This window comes from Mucilaginibacter psychrotolerans (assembly GCF_004519315.1).
GTDB lineage: Bacteria > Bacteroidota > Bacteroidia > Sphingobacteriales > Sphingobacteriaceae > Mucilaginibacter > Mucilaginibacter psychrotolerans.
Map to the genome: position 1 here is coordinate 19,314 of NZ_SOZE01000042.1, position 15,430 is coordinate 34,743.

The window sequence follows — 15,430 nt, forward strand, 5'->3', positions numbered from 1 at the left end:
AGATTTTGCGTAAGCCTTGCCCAAACTGCATTTTACCTTTACAAGCTCATATTTTCTCCCTATCTTCAAGGTTTGAATTTTAGATACGGTACCGGTCCCTGAATGCAGCTTACTAAATTAGAAATCAAGGGTTTCAAAAGCTTTGGCGATAAAATAACCATCAACTTTAATGAGGGTGTTACCGCTATCGTAGGGCCTAATGGCTGCGGCAAAAGCAACGTGGTAGATTCTATACGCTGGGTTTTGGGCGAGCAAAGCACGCGCGCGCTGCGATCTGAGAAGATGGACAACATCATTTTCAACGGCACCAAAAGCCGCAAAGCTGCTAATTTAGCTGAGGTATCGCTTACGTTTGATAATACCAAGAACATCCTCCCTACCGATTTTTCGCAGGTTACCCTTACCCGCCGCCTTTACCGCAGCGGCGAAAGTGAGTACCGCCTGAACGATGTACAATGCCGGCTGAAGGATATTACCGATATGTTCCTGGATACGGGCGTAGGTTCCGATTCGTACGCCATCATCGAGCTGAAGATGATCGACGAGATCATCAACAATAAGGAGGGTTCGCGCCGTAACCTGTTCGAGGAAGCATCGGGCATATCTAAATACAAACTCCGCAAAAAACAAACTTTCAATAAACTCAAAGATACCGAGGCCGATCTCGAACGTGTTGAAGACCTGCTCTTCGAGATTGAGAAAAACCTCAAGACCTTAGAAAACCAGGCCAAAAAAGCCGAACGCTATTACCGCTTGCGCGATCAGTACAAGGCGCTCAGTATATCGCTCGCCTCTTTCCGCATTGCGGGTTTCAGCAAAACGCTGGCCGGGATAGAGGAAAAAGAACAAAAGCAAAGGGTGGAGAAATCGGGCTTCGCCACCAGGATAGATACGCTGGAAGCGGCCCTGCAACAGCAAAAGCTGGATAGCATTACCCGCGAGAAAAACCTTGCGGCGCAGCAAAAAACCACCAACGAGTTCGTATCCAAAATACGTGCTTACGAAAGCGAAAAGCGGGTAAAGAACGAGCAACTGAAGAACCAGCAGGATAAAGAGGCGCGTTTGAAAGATGAGCTGGAGCGCGACACCAACCAGCACAAGCATGTTCAATATAATATAAAACGCCTCAACGAGGAAAAAATGCAGGAAGAAGAAAACCTGCAAACGATCACCGCAAGGGTGGCCGAATTAAAAGCCGCCGTGGATGACCTCCGCCTGTCGCAAGGTGAGGCACGCGCGGAACTGAATGAACTGAACTCGGTAAACAACCGCCTGCAAAACCAGGTGTACAAAACCGAAAAAGATATCGATATCCTCCACATACAGCAGCAGGCCCTGGAGCAGGAAAGCCTGCGCAATATGGAGGATGCCAGCAACAAAGAGGTGGAGCTATCGCACTTTAACCATGTGGTTGCCGAGCTGGACAGCCGCAGCGAAACGCTGAAGAACGAGTACGAATTGGCCGTGGACGCCGAAAACAAGCTACAGGAGCAAATAGTAGCTACCGATGCTGAGCTAAAAACCGTTAGCGAAAGCATAGCCGCCGACAGCCGCAAGCTGGATGCCAAGCAAAACGAATACAACCTTACCAAAAGTATGGTTGATAACCTGGAAGGCTTCCCCGAGTCTATCCGTTTTTTGAAGAAGAATACCAACTGGGCCAAAAGCATCACCCTGTTCAGCGATATACTTTTCTGTAAGGAAGAGTTCCGCATAGCAATTGAGAATTACCTGGAGCCGCTGATGAACCATTACGTGGTGAACAGTTACGATGAAGCCATTGCGGCCATCAACCTGCTCAGTAATTCATCAAAAGGCAGGGCACAGTTTTTTATCCTGGATAATTATTCAGCCCAATCAGCCCCCTCTAAATCTCCCCCGGGAGGGGAGACTTCAAAAGATTCTGAAGCCCTCCCTTCTGGGGAGGGTTTGGGTGGGGCTGGCGATGCTCTTTCTGCGCTATCCGTAATTGAGGTAGAGCCGCGTTATGCTCCGCTATGTACCCACCTGCTTAAGAACGTGTATCTGGTAAACGACCATACCGAGCAGGACATTAACAGCCTCCCCTTACCCGATGGCGTGGTGCTGATAGGCAAAAGCGGCAAGTTCAATAAATCGCGCCATACTATGGCCGGTGGTTCGGTGGGTTTGTTTGAGGGTAAACGTATCGGTCGCGCCAAAAATCTGGAGAACCTGCTCAAAGAAATAAAACAGGCCGAAACGCGCATTGGCACGCTAAAAAGCCAGAGCCAGCAGCTACAAAGCAGCTTGGTTGCTTTAAAAGCATCGGGCAAAGCCAACGAGATCAGGCAAAAACAAGTAGACCTCAACAAACTGAACACCGAGCTGGTTACCGTAAAAACCAAGCAGGAGCAATACCAGGCCTTTATAGAGAACAGCCTTAACCGCAAGCAGGATATTGCCAACCGCATCGCCGGTATCAAAAACGACATCCTTACCCTGCAGCCTGCATTGGCAGAATACCGCACCCAAAAACAAACACAGGCCGACCTGATGCTGGATAAGCAGCAGGAATTTAACGAGCTGAATGAAATGGTGTCGGTACAATCCAACGCTTATAACCAGGAGAACATCCGTTTCCACCAGCAGCAGAACAAGGTATCGGGCCTGATGAAGGACCTCGAGTACCGCGAATCGCAGCTGGAGAACCTCGACGGTCGCATTATGCACAATAGCGCCGAAATGGAAAAGGTGAAGGCCCTCATTATGGAGAACCTGCAGCAAACCGGCGATAGCGACGACAGTCTGCTGGAAATGTACGAGCAAAAGGAAAACCTGGAGAAAGCCACCCAGGAGGCCGAACGCGAATACTACGCATGGCGCGGCAGCATTACCGAAAGCGAGAATGAAATAACGCAGCTTCGCCGGAATAAAGACCAGGCCGAACTGATAGAGAACGAACTTAAAGATGCACGCAACAACCTTAAGCTTGAACTGAATGCGTTAAAGGAACGTCTTTCGGTTGAGTTTAATGTGGATATTGCCGACCTGCCCGAGACCGAAGATGGCCAAACAGAAGACGAAGGCGATATACGCGAGCGTACAGAAAAGCTGAAACGCCAGATGGACGACTTTGGTGCCATTAACCCCATGGCAGTAGAGGCTTACAACGAAATGAGCGAACGCCACGCTTTTATACAGGCCCAGAAGAAAGATCTTGCAGAAGCGAAAGCATCGCTGTTGGCAACCATACAGGAGATAGACGATACGGCAAAGGAGAAGTTCATGTCGGCGTTTACGATGGTGCGAGAGAATTTCATCAAGGTGTTCCGTTCGCTCTTTAATGAGGAAGACAGCTGCGACCTGATCTTGTCAGACCCCTCCCATCCGCTTGAATCAGAAATCGACATCATTGCCAGGCCAAAGGGCAAGCGCCCTCTATCCATCAACCAACTATCGGGTGGTGAAAAAACGTTGACGGCTACGGCTATCCTCTTCTCGCTTTACCTGCTTAAGCCAGCCCCCTTCTGTATTTTTGATGAGGTAGATGCCCCGCTGGATGATACCAATATCGATAAGTTCAACAATATCATCCGCAAGTTCTCTAAAGAATCGCAATTCATCATCATATCGCACAATAAGCGCACCATCGCCTGCACGGATATTATCTACGGGGTAACCATGGTAGAGCAAGGCATCTCCCGTGTGGTACCTGTAGACCTTCGCGAACTAGCCGATTAAAACGAAAAAAGCGCCCCGGTTATCCCGGCGCGCTTCCATATCATTATTATACTTAAAACTATTTCCTTTTCAACGATTTGTTGAACAACATCCCGCGGAATTTATGTGCATCTAATTGTACGGCAGCGTCATGGGCCTGGTCTATTGACATTGCACCCACTTTATTCGATGTACTTTGTATTACCTGGCCTGCAACGGTAAAGGTTCCGGTCTTAACATAGTTCAAAGCATGCGCTAACAGGCCCTCGGTAGGGTCGCCAAAATCTTTGGTTACGTCGTCGAAATCCCTGATGCCCGGGTAATCGGTAGTGCCGGGTGTCATGCCTGCATAATAGCCGCCCTGGTTAGCGGAGTTTTTGGTTTCGAACTCGGGGATGTACAACTGGTATTTGTTGATATCGATATCGTAAAAACCAACCGGTTTACCATAGCTGGTAGTACCTATGAACTTAACATCCATTATAGGGCGCAAGTTGTTCATAGTGAGTTCGCTTGCCGATGCTGTTGAGCCGGTGAGAATAAAAAACACATGGCTCAAGTTCAAAGTGTATGGTATACCGTCCTTTTTAAAAACTTCACTATTACCTGCTACGGAATAGTCAAACTGGGTGTAATTGTATAACTCATTGGTTTTGGTATCTCTTCGCACCTGGTTTTTTAAGATGCTCGCGTTTCGCGCAGCAGTTGTGGTAAGGCCGGTAAGGGTACTGTTGTAATAAGATGTGTACATCAACGAACCGTTTTTACTTGCGGGCGCAATTAACCTGGTTAAATAATCAGACGTTTCTACATAGCCTCCTCCGTTATAACGAAGATCTACTACAATGTCAGTGATGTTGTTTGACTTAAATTCAGCAAATGCCTCGTCTATTTTTGGCTGCGCATTTTCTAACGATGTAAAGCTGTTAAACACGATGTAGCCTACTTTTTTGCCGCCGCCCTGATCTATCACTTTATGAACGATTACCGGGTTTATGGTATATGTGGCCACGTTTAGCGTAACGGTGATATTGGTAGCATCGGGCTTTTTAAGCACCATGGTAATAGTATTGCTATTGGCATACGCATTGATTACGAAGTTGAGGTTTGTGCCCGAGCCGCCGTCACCATCATAGGTTAAGGCCGTGCGCCCGTTTATGCTGGTTATCTGGTAACCGCGTTTAATGCCCGCCAGATCTGCAGGTGAGTTGGGGTAAACATAGCGCACGCGCAAATCGGTATTTGTATTGTATATCGGCGCGAAACCGAAATCCCCGTTGATGCCGTTCAGTTCTGACGATACCGTGCCATCATCTATAAACGAATACTTAGGCACCCCCGGTGATGACGCATAATATTCATAGGGTTTGTTGGTATTGGGATTTATTTTATATTGCGATAGAGCGTATAGCTCGCTTTCTAGCGCTGTAATATCGTCGGTACCGGTAAAGGTGCGGGGCTTAAACGTAGCGTAATCGGGCAGGCCATCATTCCAATAATAGGCTTCTTTAGCATATAAGAAAATTGAATCGCGTATCAAATCAAGCGTGGTGCCTGTTTTTGATGGGCCGATATCGGGATTATCATCCGGGGTAGGCGTTTTGCTCTTTTTGCAGGATGATGAAACAACCATTACAGAAAGTATAGCCAGATAAAATATTTTGCGCATATGAATGGTATATGTTTGGTTAACGAATTTATCAAGAATATATTACAGCCCTCAAATTACAAAAACTCACGCACATTCAGGTAATCAATACCTGTTGTTTGGGCACATAATACGTCCCTTTCCGAATTTTCTATCATCAGCAGATCCCGCCGCTCTAAATTATGCTCTTTCATCAGCAAATGCAGCACGTCCGGCTCGGGTTTTGGTGTGCTTTCATCTGCAAAATAAGCCACTAAATAAGGCTCGAGCCCGTGCCATTCCATGTGCTTTATTTTGTTGAGCTGCTGCTGCGGACTGCCATTGGTTACAATAAATAATTTCTTGCGGTCGGTAACGGCTTCCTGCAAAAAGGTTAGCATATTTTGGTACAACAGCAACTTCAACGGCACTTTGCCCGAGTCCATTAGCAGGGCCAGGTTGGGCCGATATTTTTCATCTACGCCCAAAGTGGCCACCAATTCGTCGAACACGGCATCGGCTCCTTTATGGATATACGTATCTATCATTACATTGGTTGTCTGTTTGGCGTCGGTAAGTTCTGTGTACTCCAACAGATTGGCAAACAGGTAATAAATTTGGTATAAGTAGTCCTTTTCGGGGTACAGCACGTTGTCCAGCTCCAGTATGAAAGCTTTTTTGCGCGAGTCTATGTCGTTATAAGTAAGCCTGGCCATCAAATAGCGCTATATTATATTCGTTGAATAATAGTTCAGATTGTTGCAGTAAGTTCAGCTCCTCCCCTGTCAATGCATAAATGGCCTCTATGCCTTTATCCAGGCAAAGGGTAAGCATTTCGTGCTGGTAACTTGCCGATGCCGGGTTGGGCAACCTAAGCAGGCCCATATTCTTTACCATAAAATCGGGCAGGTCGGCGTAATCGCCCAGCAAAATCTCCCAGGCCTGCAGTTTGTTTTTTAATTTATGTGCCGATGCGGATGTGGCGGCGGTTATCAGTATGTTCAAGCTAAAGTATCTACAATTTTGCCATCTTTCATGAGTATGGTGCGGTCGGCCATGCCGGCAAGCTCCTCGTTATGCGTTACAATGACGAATGTTTGGTTAAAATCCCTGCGCAGTTTCACAAAAAGTTCATGCAGTTCCAGCGCGTTCTTCGAATCGAGGTTACCCGATGGCTCATCGGCAAAAATCAATGCAGGCTTATTTATTAAGGCCCTTGCCACGGCAACGCGTTGCTGCTCGCCGCCCGATAATTCGGCCGGTTTATGGGTGAGCCTGTCGCCCAGGCCCAGCATTTCCAGCAGCTCGGTGGCGCGTTTCTCGGCATCGGCGCGGGGCACGCCGGCGATAAAGGCGGGCATACACACATTTTCGATGGCGTTAAACTCTACCAACAGGTGGTGAAACTGGAAGATAAAGCCGATCTTTCGGTTGCGGAAATCGCTCAGGTGTTTGTTATCCAGCTTACTTACTTCCACGTTGTCAATATACAGCTCTCCCGAATCGGCGTTATCCAGCGTGCCCAGTATATTGAGCAGCGAGCTTTTGCCGGCACCGGATGCGCCTACTATGGTTACGATCTCGCCGCGTTTTACCTCAAGGTCTACCCCTTTTAAGATATGCAGTTTCCCGTACGATTTGTGGATAGCTATTGCTTTAAGCATGCGGTAAAATTAGTGATTTATTGTGAGAGGTTGGAAAGGTTAAAAAAGTTAGAAGGGTTGGAGAAGTTAAAATGGTTGAAAAGTTGAAATTTGGGAGTGGATAAAAACGGCCACGTTGATGGATTTGGTAACTGCCGGACTGACTTTAAACCGCTATATTGTGCTGCAATTATTCAAACATCTAACTCCTATGAGAAAAATAATTATCCTGCTGCTCCTTACAATCCCCATGGTTGTAAATGCACAGCAAAGCTATGTTACGGTAAAGGCTGTACCCTATTACGCTGATTCCATCCGCCAGAAAGATGCCTATATCGCCTCGCAATGCGTGCTGGATTTCTATTATCCTAAGGATAAAAAGGATTTTGCCACCGTTGTATGGTTCCACGGCGGCGGGCTCACCGGCGGCGCAAGGGAAATACCGCAGGAGTTGAAGGATAAAGGTTATGCCGTAATAGGTGTTGGCTACCGTTTATCGCCCAAAGCCAAAGCACCGGCGTATATAGAAGATGCTGCTGCTGCCGTGGCCTGGGCATTCAAAAGCATAGCCCAATACGGCGGAAGCGCTAAACATATTTACTTAACCGGCCACTCTGCAGGGGGCTACCTGGCCATGATGATTACTTTGAATAAGGCGTATTTAGGCAAATACGGCATCGATGCCAACAGCGTGGCCGAACTGATACCCTTTAGCGGGCAGTGCGTTACGCACTACACCATCAGGCAGGAACATGGCATTAAAGATACCCAACCAACCATCGACGAATTTGCCCCGCTTTACTGGGTACGTGCCGATGCCCCGCCCATGCTGCTGATTACCGGTGATGCCGAAATGGAACTGCTTGGCCGTTACGAAGAGAACGCCTACATGCTGCGCATGATGAAACTCGCCGGCCATAAAAGTACCAGGCTGTTCCAGTTGCAGGGCTACGACCATGGAGGGATGCCCGCAGGCGCTTTCCCCTTGCTGCTGAAAGAGATTGGAGCACGGGAGAAGATGATAAAATAGGGCATCGGAAGCAGACTGTTCGCCCCTATTGAAAAGAGCAGGGGGAGGTGCGATTCCCCTCTTGAGAGGGGTGCAGAGGTGTGTTTTTGCGCTATGCACTTGGGAATTGCTTAGTGGCGAACACACCCCTGCCTACCGGCAGGGGTGTGTTCGCCACCACATAATCCAACGCACCCCCTCTCAAGAGGGGAACAAAAAGAAAGCTTTCACACTCTCCGCACAATAATTTAACGCCCTGCCAACAAATCTATAACCACTAACCTACAATCTCTAAAAAGAAAATAGTAGTTTTACCGCAAATCTTTCAAAACACATGAATATCCACGAATATCAGGGCAAAGCGATATTGAAAAGCTTTGGCGTTAGAGTACAGGAAGGCATTGTTGCCGATACCCCCGAAGAGGCGGTGGCAGCTGCACAGAAAATGAAGGAAGACTACGGGTCGGACTGGACGGTTATCAAAGCGCAGATACACGCAGGTGGCCGTGGCAAAGGCGGCGGCGTAAAGCTGGCCAAAAATGCTGAACAGGTAAAAGAAATTGCAGGCAAGATCATCGGCATGCAATTGGTTACCCCGCAAACCGGCCCCGAAGGCAAATTAGTGAAGAAAGTATTGGTTGCCCAGGATGTTTACTACCCAGGCGAAAGCGAAGTAAAAGAGTTTTACGTAAGCGTACTGCTTGATCGCGCTGCGGGCCGTAACATCATCATGTACTCTACCGAAGGCGGTATGGACATTGAAGAAGTAGCGCACAGCACCCCCGAGCTTATCCACAAAGAAGAGATCGATCCTAAAGTTGGCCTACAAGGCTTCCAGGCGCGTAAGATTGCGTTCAACCTGGGCCTTAGCGGCGATGCTTTTAAGGATATGGTGAAATTCATCACCGCTTTATACAAAGCGTATGATGCTACCGATTCATCTCAGTTTGAGATAAACCCTGTTTTAAAAACATCTGATAACAAAATATTAGCGGTTGATGCTAAGGTAAACTTAGACGATAACGCCCTTTACCGCCACCCGGATTACGCAGCAATGCGCGATACCGACGAGGAGGACCCAACCGAGGTTGAAGCAAGCAAAAGCAACCTGAACTACGTAAAGCTAGACGGTAACGTTGGCTGTATGGTTAACGGCGCAGGTTTGGCCATGGCTACCATGGATATCATCAAAATTGCCGGCGGCGAGCCTGCAAACTTTTTGGACGTAGGCGGTACTGCCAACGCGCAAACGGTTAAAGCAGGTTTCAACATCATCCTGTCGGATCCTAACGTGAAGGCTATCCTCATCAACATCTTCGGCGGTATTGTTCGTTGCGATCGTGTTGCGCAGGGCGTTATTGATGCTTACAAAGAAATCGGCAACATCCCGGTTCCAATCATCGTTCGTTTGCAAGGCACCAACGCTGCCGAAGCGAAAGAACTGATTGATAACTCTGGCTTGAAGGTGTACTCGGCCATATTGCTGAAAGAAGCGGCTGAGCGCGTTAAAGAAGTGTTGGCACTTTAGGTTAGAGATTAGTTTGATTTCCGGTTTAGATATTGAAAAGGGGCTTCGGCCCTTTTTTTGTTGCGTCTCCGCAGGGTAAGGCTGAGATTCTCCATATTCGGCACCGCACCTTCATTAGCGTCGGTATCAACCCAGCCGGTTCAAGCGCTTGAACCTTAGCGTTGTAGTAAGCGTCCCGCTTACTTTTCTACTTTGAAGCGTTATCAAACATCTGCATTTTAAATCGTGCGACCCCGTTGGCGTGTGGCTTCGCTACAGGAATAATAATATACCTGCAAATTCGACTAAAAATTATTTCGTTACGTCAGCGAGACGCTGACGTATGTGTAGGTTCAAGCGAGACGCCTGAACCGGCGAGGAGTACACCACCCACTTAGCCTGCGCTGCATATTCGCGCGAAGTTGGGAAGGAAATGGTCAGTGATGTATACTAAACGATAATTTAAGTTTGTCAATATACATTTTCCAACTCGTGAATTATTAAATTAGGATTTGTAACTGAATACCTAAAATTAATTGAATCCCCTTCCCGCAATGAGCGCGGATCGTCATCCCAGGACCCTTCATATTGATATTTAATTCCGTTAAGTTTGTATTCAATTCGAATACGCTGGCTCTTGTAATAAAACATCTTAGTAATTACCCCCCTTGAATATTTAAATTTTCGGTTGACAATTGCTAATTCGCGGTTTTTAGTCTGCTTTCCCTTTTTAACTAAATTAAAAAGCAGGAAAACAACAACAACCAGTATAACAAACGGAACTAATAAATTTTTAACTTCAAACTTATTTGCTTTCATCTGAATAGCATTATCAATTAAATCCAATCGCCTTTAAAAAGCTTTTTCCGATATCGGTGGCGATATTTTTCAAACCGTTATTAACTGTATTACCAACCGCGCCCTTAACAACGGTACTTGTTATTTTAGATCTTACGGTGCCCCCGCCGGTTCAAGCGTCTCGCTTGAACCAAAGTAGAAAAGTAAGCGTCCCGCTTACTTTTCTACTTTGCAACGTTATCAAACATCTGCATTTTAAATCGTGCGACCCCGTTGGCATGTGGTTTCGGAACAGGAATAATAATATATCTGAAAAATTAACTAAAAAATCATTTCGTTACGTCAGCGGGACGCTGACATGTGTGTGTAGATTCAAGCGAGACGCTTGAACTGGCGGAGCTACCTAAACGGCTGCCTTCGGGTATAGGAGTCAATTCGCTTTGGTGCGCTTTTACGTAAGCTTCCAGTTCGGCAACACCGCCGCGCTTGAAGAATAAGCGCCTATTTTAGGGTTTCGAGCATTTTTGGTAATCTGTCCTGATCATTTGTTACTAAGTTGCTTTCGTATATCATTCTGCCTTCCTTATCTATTAAAATCAACGTAGGGTATGCTTCAATTCCATACAGTCGACTTATCTCTCTGTTTCGGTCATGAAACTGAATCCAGCTCATCTCCTGGTTTTTAACAACCGCATTTAACTTCTTTGAATCGAAGTCTGCGCTAATTCCGATAATGACCAATTTTTCAGGGGAATTTTTTTTCCTGATTTCTTTCAAAAAGGGGATTTCCGCCATACATGGTGGGCACCATGTTGCCCAAAAGTTAAGCAATATATATTTTCCTTTCAGGCTAAGAAGGCTAACATGTTTTCCATCGATGGTTGTAAGGGTAAATTGTGGCACGCTTTCATTCAGTTGCCGCGGATTTATTTTTGCCTCGTAAGCTTTAATTAATTCTTTACCTTCCAGGCTTTCGGTATATTTTGCAGGGAATACCGATTTCAAATACGCCAATTGCTCTTTCAAATAAGTTTTATCTCTACTTAAAACGCCTTTAGGTTGGGCAACCTGATGAGTAAAATACCAAAATGAAAAGTAATCATTTGGGTGTTTTTCTAAAAATAACATATATCTGTTTAGCCGTCTTTTGTAAAAATTCTGAAAAATATGGGTAAGTGAATCATTGCTTGCAAATCCTTTGTTTTGGGCTAAAAATAAGTCGAAAGCTTTATTTTCTTTTGTCACGACAGTATCGGTCATAAAAGCAAGCATTTTAGCCCAGACCTTATTAGCGACAGTATCATAAATGGGAACAGCATTATCAATATGGTCATATTGTAATTTAGATTGATTATTGGCTTTAAAATAAAACCTTATTTTCGACGGCATGCTGGTTATGAAAAAGCTATTATCATAGTAATTATTTACGGGGTCTTTATAACTGACTATGAAAGATGCAAACGGCGAATAATATTCTTTCTTGAATGTTATCACTCTTCTATCGCCAAATGTATCAGGGATAAAGGTTGTGTTTTTCCCATCATAGTATTGATAATGGACATTTTTAGGGATAATGCTGGTGTCTAGTTCTATGGTTATGTTAAAACTTTTTTGAGCATAAACTATATTGATGAAAAATATAGAAATAAAGGAAGCAGCAACGATTTTTAACATAAATTAAAGCTTTTTAGGTAAATAGATACTTAATATAACGTGAGTTTGGGATAAGGGAATTTGGAGGTTTTTTGGTATATAATTAGGTGAACATCAATAAGAAAGCATATATAGTTATATTTAAGTGTCGAATTCAAAAACAACAATCTATGCTTACTCCTGATAAAATTATCGAAACTTTCGTTAAAGTGGATAACTTCTGCAAAGAATTTGAAGTAGACATCGCCAACCACCAGCTTGATGCTGGCAATTATAAGGTCAGGGACAGAAAAGCATCACTTGCAGACAGCGAGATCATAACCATTCTGGTTACCTTTCACAGCGGTCATTTTACCAATCTTAAGCACTTTTATTTAGCACATATCTGCATGTGTTATAAAGATTGCTTTCCAGGGATGGCACGTACTCTTAAGGGTTAACTTGAATTTTCGAGAGCCTATGCGGCAACAGCAACGCTTTATGGCGCTTTATTAATCCATTAGCTCAACTAATTTATTTCCTATACTGCTGCCTTTCATTTCATTTTCAATCAGTTCAAATTCACCTTTAATAACACTGCTTTTTATGGTGCCATCTTTTAAGTAATGCAGATGATCGCAGGATTGGTTCAGTGTTGAAAAAATATGGGAGGACATGACAACTATTTTTTTCAGTTCTTTTAATTTCAAAATGATTTCCTGAATAATAATATTGCTGTGAATATCTACACCATTAAAAGGTTCATCCAAAATAAAAACCTCATTTTTTTGAATTAACAAACCAGTTAATGCTAACTTCTTCTTCATGCCTGTTGAATAATTTTCGGCATACTCATTTAAAGGAAGGTCAAAAATATTGCTGGTGTACAGGTTTTTCTCCTTTATATCTCTTGCATTACACAGCAATTGGAGATATTCATAACCTGTCATTTTCGAAAAAAAGAACAATTCTGTAGGAAGATACCCAGTTACATTTTTTAGAATATTGCCGGTATATGCAATACTTCCCTCAAATGATTCTAAGCCGGCCATGCATTTAAACAGTGTGCTTTTACCGGCACCATTCTCTCCTACAATTCCGTTTACTTCACCTTTTTTAAAGATTAGGTTAATGTTGTATAAAACTTTATGCTTTCCATACGATTTGCAAAGCGATTGAATGTTGATCATTTGAGGTAAGCGTTTAACTTTTGGGTAGATTTTTTGTAGAAATAAGGGATCAATAGTAATAAAAAAGGCGGAAAGACCAATCCTATAGCCATAGCGATAATTTGAATCAGACTGGTTTGATTAGGATAATTGGCGTATTTGGCAATTACACCTAATAACACATAAAAAAATCCACAGAGCGTAACAGATAATATTATTAACACATGGAGCGGAAAGAACCCAATAAGCAAAACACAAAGCGGCAGACTGATATAAAGACTATACAGCATGGCAGTTATCATCTTTTCTTTCAGGAAAACGTTGGGATTTTGAGCATGTATCCACACGTAATATACGGGCTCTGCAGTAGCGTAAAAACTCATACAAACCAACAGTAAACTTACATAGGCAAAAATAGCCAGGTTAAAGTTGCCAACTAATAACGCAATTAAGGTAACAGCGTATATCAGGATTAATGCCCAGTAATATTTTCTAAACCCGATGCTGAACTCAAAAGGCCTTCTGAAAAAGGGCGAAGGTATAACAAAAACAGAACGACCGACTTTATTATACCATAAAACCAGTAAACTGAAGCAGAGCGTAACTAATGCGCATAGGTAAAAACCCTTGTAAAACAACACAATCACAAATGGCGATGCGAGCGTAAGGTTTTCCAACAGTCTTATTTTTTGATAGTTTATTACCGTATAAATATTTTTAAGAAACTCGTTTCTACCCACTTTTCCCGCTTGTAAAACAACTATTAAAGCAATTAATTGATAGATGTACTGGAAATACGAAATCCGCCTGAATAATTCATTGGACAGCAATATAAAGATCAAGGCGCTAAACACAATTCCCAGATAAGGATTAATACCAAGGTCCTTTAATGTTCTAATGAGTCGGTGATACTGCAATCGAAAATATCCTGCCATTATTGAATTCGCTTGATCAAATATAGCATTAAGCGGTTAATGCTTCGGGCCTGATCAAAATAAGCAATTCCTCGTCGCCGCAAAAAACATACAAACCCCGCCGGTTTAAGCGTCCCGCTTGAACCTTAGCATTGTAGTAAGCGTCGCGCTTACTACAACATTTTGCAACCTTAAAAATAGCCGCATTTTAATCATGCAAGCCATTGGCATGTGTCAGGTACAGGAATAATATATTTCGTTACCTCAGCGAGACGCTGACGAAGGTGTAGGTTCAATCGGGACGCTTGAACCAGCGAGGTTTCTGATTCGCTCTGTGTTGTGGCTCTGCCTGCCGAGGGTTGCCACGCTATCGCGTGCAATGACGATGTCGAGAAAATCCCGATTAGATGAAGGAAAACTTAACACATACTTCACGTTTTAATATCTTCCATCCTCCCCTTTTTATTGCTTATTTGCCTAAACAATAACCTTAAAATAAGTGTTATAACCTATATTTGTCTACCAAGTGTAAAATCGATAGTAAATAATAGATGTTTAAACATCTATTATTATATTTGTATCATCATTCAACAGAGAAACAAAATTTAAAACATAAAATATCATGGCAACAGCAACAAAATGGGTTTTAGACCCTATGCACTCAGAAGTACAATTTAAAGTAAAACACTTAGTAATATCAACCGTAACCGGTTCTTTCAAAACATTCGAAGGCGAACTGAGCACCGAAAGCGAAGATTTCGATGGCGCTGACGTAAGCTTCTCCTTAGATGTGGCTAGCATCGATACCAATCAGGAAATGCGTGATGGCCACCTGAAATCAGGCGAGTTCTTCGATGCAGAAACCTATCCAAAAATCAGCTTTAAATCAACTGCCTTCACCAAAGATGGCGACGACTATAAATTAACCGGCGACTTAACGATTAAAGACGTTACCAAATCTGTAACCCTTGATGTTGAGCACGGTGGTGTAGCTGGCGATTTCTACGGTAACACCAAAGCAGGTTTCGAAGTAACCGGCAAAATAAACCGTAAAGATTTCGGTTTGGTTTGGGATGGCGTAACCGAAGCAGGTTCGGTAGTGTTGGGTTCAGACATTAAGCTGATCATCAACGTACAGTTTGCAAAACAAGCGTAATTGATTTCGGAATTCGGATTTGGGAATTCGGATTTTAAATCAAGCAGATTTGTCAACTTTTAAAAAGTTGACAAATCTTGAAAAGTTTGATTTCGGATTTCAAAAAAACAGGCAATGTGGTCAAAAATGGTTGGTAATAAGTTCAGATAAAATTACTATAGTTTTTTCATTCGAGAAATAAAATCTGCTTATAGCATTCCATGCGACATATTTGTTGTTGGCTGTGCTCTTTTATGGCTAAGAAAACTCGCCTTTAAAAAATCAATTGGAACCAACTTCAATTAGGAAAAGACA

General features: G+C 43.8%; 12 protein-coding genes and 1 pseudogene. 5 read left to right on the top strand and 8 right to left on the bottom strand.

The genetic code is table 11. The features are described 5' to 3' along the window. The first annotated feature begins 102 nt into the window (after positions 1-102). Positions 103-3,702 (top strand): chromosome segregation protein SMC, encoded by a 3,600-nt coding sequence (gene smc / locus E2R66_RS25190; RefSeq protein WP_133236163.1) that lies wholly within the window; start codon positions 103-105, stop codon positions 3,700-3,702. Positions 3,703-3,760: 58 nt separating this feature from the next. Here the strand turns inward: smc and E2R66_RS25195 are convergent, their stop codons facing one another. Genes E2R66_RS25195 through E2R66_RS25210 form a run of 4 tightly spaced genes read right to left on the bottom strand, consistent with a single transcriptional unit; the run spans position 3,761 to position 6,972 of the window. Beyond that, positions 3,761-5,350 (bottom strand): S41 family peptidase, encoded by a 1,590-nt coding sequence (locus tag E2R66_RS25195; protein WP_133236165.1) that lies wholly within the window; start codon positions 5,348-5,350, stop codon positions 3,761-3,763. A 56-nt stretch (positions 5,351-5,406) separates the two neighbouring features. Further along, positions 5,407-6,024 (bottom strand): HAD family hydrolase, encoded by a 618-nt coding sequence (locus E2R66_RS25200; RefSeq protein WP_133236167.1) that lies wholly within the window; start codon positions 6,022-6,024, stop codon positions 5,407-5,409. Beyond that, on the bottom strand, positions 6,005-6,313 hold the full coding sequence (locus E2R66_RS25205) for a hypothetical protein (RefSeq protein WP_133236169.1): 309 nt from the start codon (positions 6,311-6,313) through the stop codon (positions 6,005-6,007). Before E2R66_RS25205 ends, E2R66_RS25200 begins: the two co-directional genes overlap by 20 nt. Further along, entirely contained in the window at positions 6,310-6,972 is a 663-nt protein-coding gene (locus tag E2R66_RS25210; protein ID WP_133236171.1) for an ABC transporter ATP-binding protein, read from the bottom strand. Before E2R66_RS25210 ends, E2R66_RS25205 begins: the two co-directional genes overlap by 4 nt. 190 nt (positions 6,973-7,162) lie before the next feature. Between E2R66_RS25210 and E2R66_RS25215 the strand changes: the two genes are divergently transcribed. Continuing rightward, a complete protein-coding gene (locus tag E2R66_RS25215) occupies positions 7,163-7,981 on the top strand; it encodes an alpha/beta hydrolase (RefSeq protein WP_133236173.1) in 819 nt (272 codons plus the stop codon). A 313-nt stretch (positions 7,982-8,294) separates the two neighbouring features. Further along, positions 8,295-9,488: an ADP-forming succinate--CoA ligase subunit beta gene (gene sucC, locus E2R66_RS25220; protein ID WP_133236175.1), complete on the top strand. Its 1,194-nt coding sequence runs from the start codon at positions 8,295-8,297 to the stop codon at positions 9,486-9,488. Positions 9,489-9,938: 450 nt separating this feature from the next. Here sucC and E2R66_RS25225 read toward each other — a convergent pair whose 3' ends face one another. Further along, on the bottom strand, positions 9,939-10,313 hold the full coding sequence (locus E2R66_RS25225; protein ID WP_134737963.1) for a hypothetical protein: 375 nt from the start codon (positions 10,311-10,313) through the stop codon (positions 9,939-9,941). Positions 10,314-10,766: 453 nt separating this feature from the next. Next, entirely contained in the window at positions 10,767-11,939 is a 1,173-nt protein-coding gene (locus E2R66_RS25230; protein ID WP_133236179.1) for a TlpA family protein disulfide reductase, read from the bottom strand. A 149-nt stretch (positions 11,940-12,088) separates the two neighbouring features. Between E2R66_RS25230 and E2R66_RS25235 the strand changes: the two are divergent. Next, a pseudogene (locus tag E2R66_RS25235) lies at positions 12,089-12,337 on the top strand (IS982 family transposase); the annotation flags it as partial. A 72-nt stretch (positions 12,338-12,409) separates the two neighbouring features. Here E2R66_RS25235 and E2R66_RS25240 read toward each other — a convergent pair. Then, a complete protein-coding gene (locus E2R66_RS25240) occupies positions 12,410-13,087 on the bottom strand; it encodes an ABC transporter ATP-binding protein (protein ID WP_133236181.1) in 678 nt (225 codons plus the stop codon). Further along, positions 13,084-13,743, bottom strand: coding sequence for a hypothetical protein (locus E2R66_RS25245; protein ID WP_133236183.1), 660 nt, complete (start codon positions 13,741-13,743; stop codon positions 13,084-13,086). Before E2R66_RS25245 ends, E2R66_RS25240 begins: the two co-directional genes overlap by 4 nt. Before the next feature lie 859 nt (positions 13,744-14,602). On the opposite strand from E2R66_RS25245, the gene E2R66_RS25250 reads away from it, so the two are divergent. After that, the gene (locus E2R66_RS25250; protein WP_133236185.1) at positions 14,603-15,136 is read left to right on the top strand and encodes a YceI family protein; all 534 of its coding nucleotides are present in this window, start codon (positions 14,603-14,605) and stop codon (positions 15,134-15,136) included. The last annotated feature ends 294 nt before the right edge of the window (positions 15,137-15,430 follow it).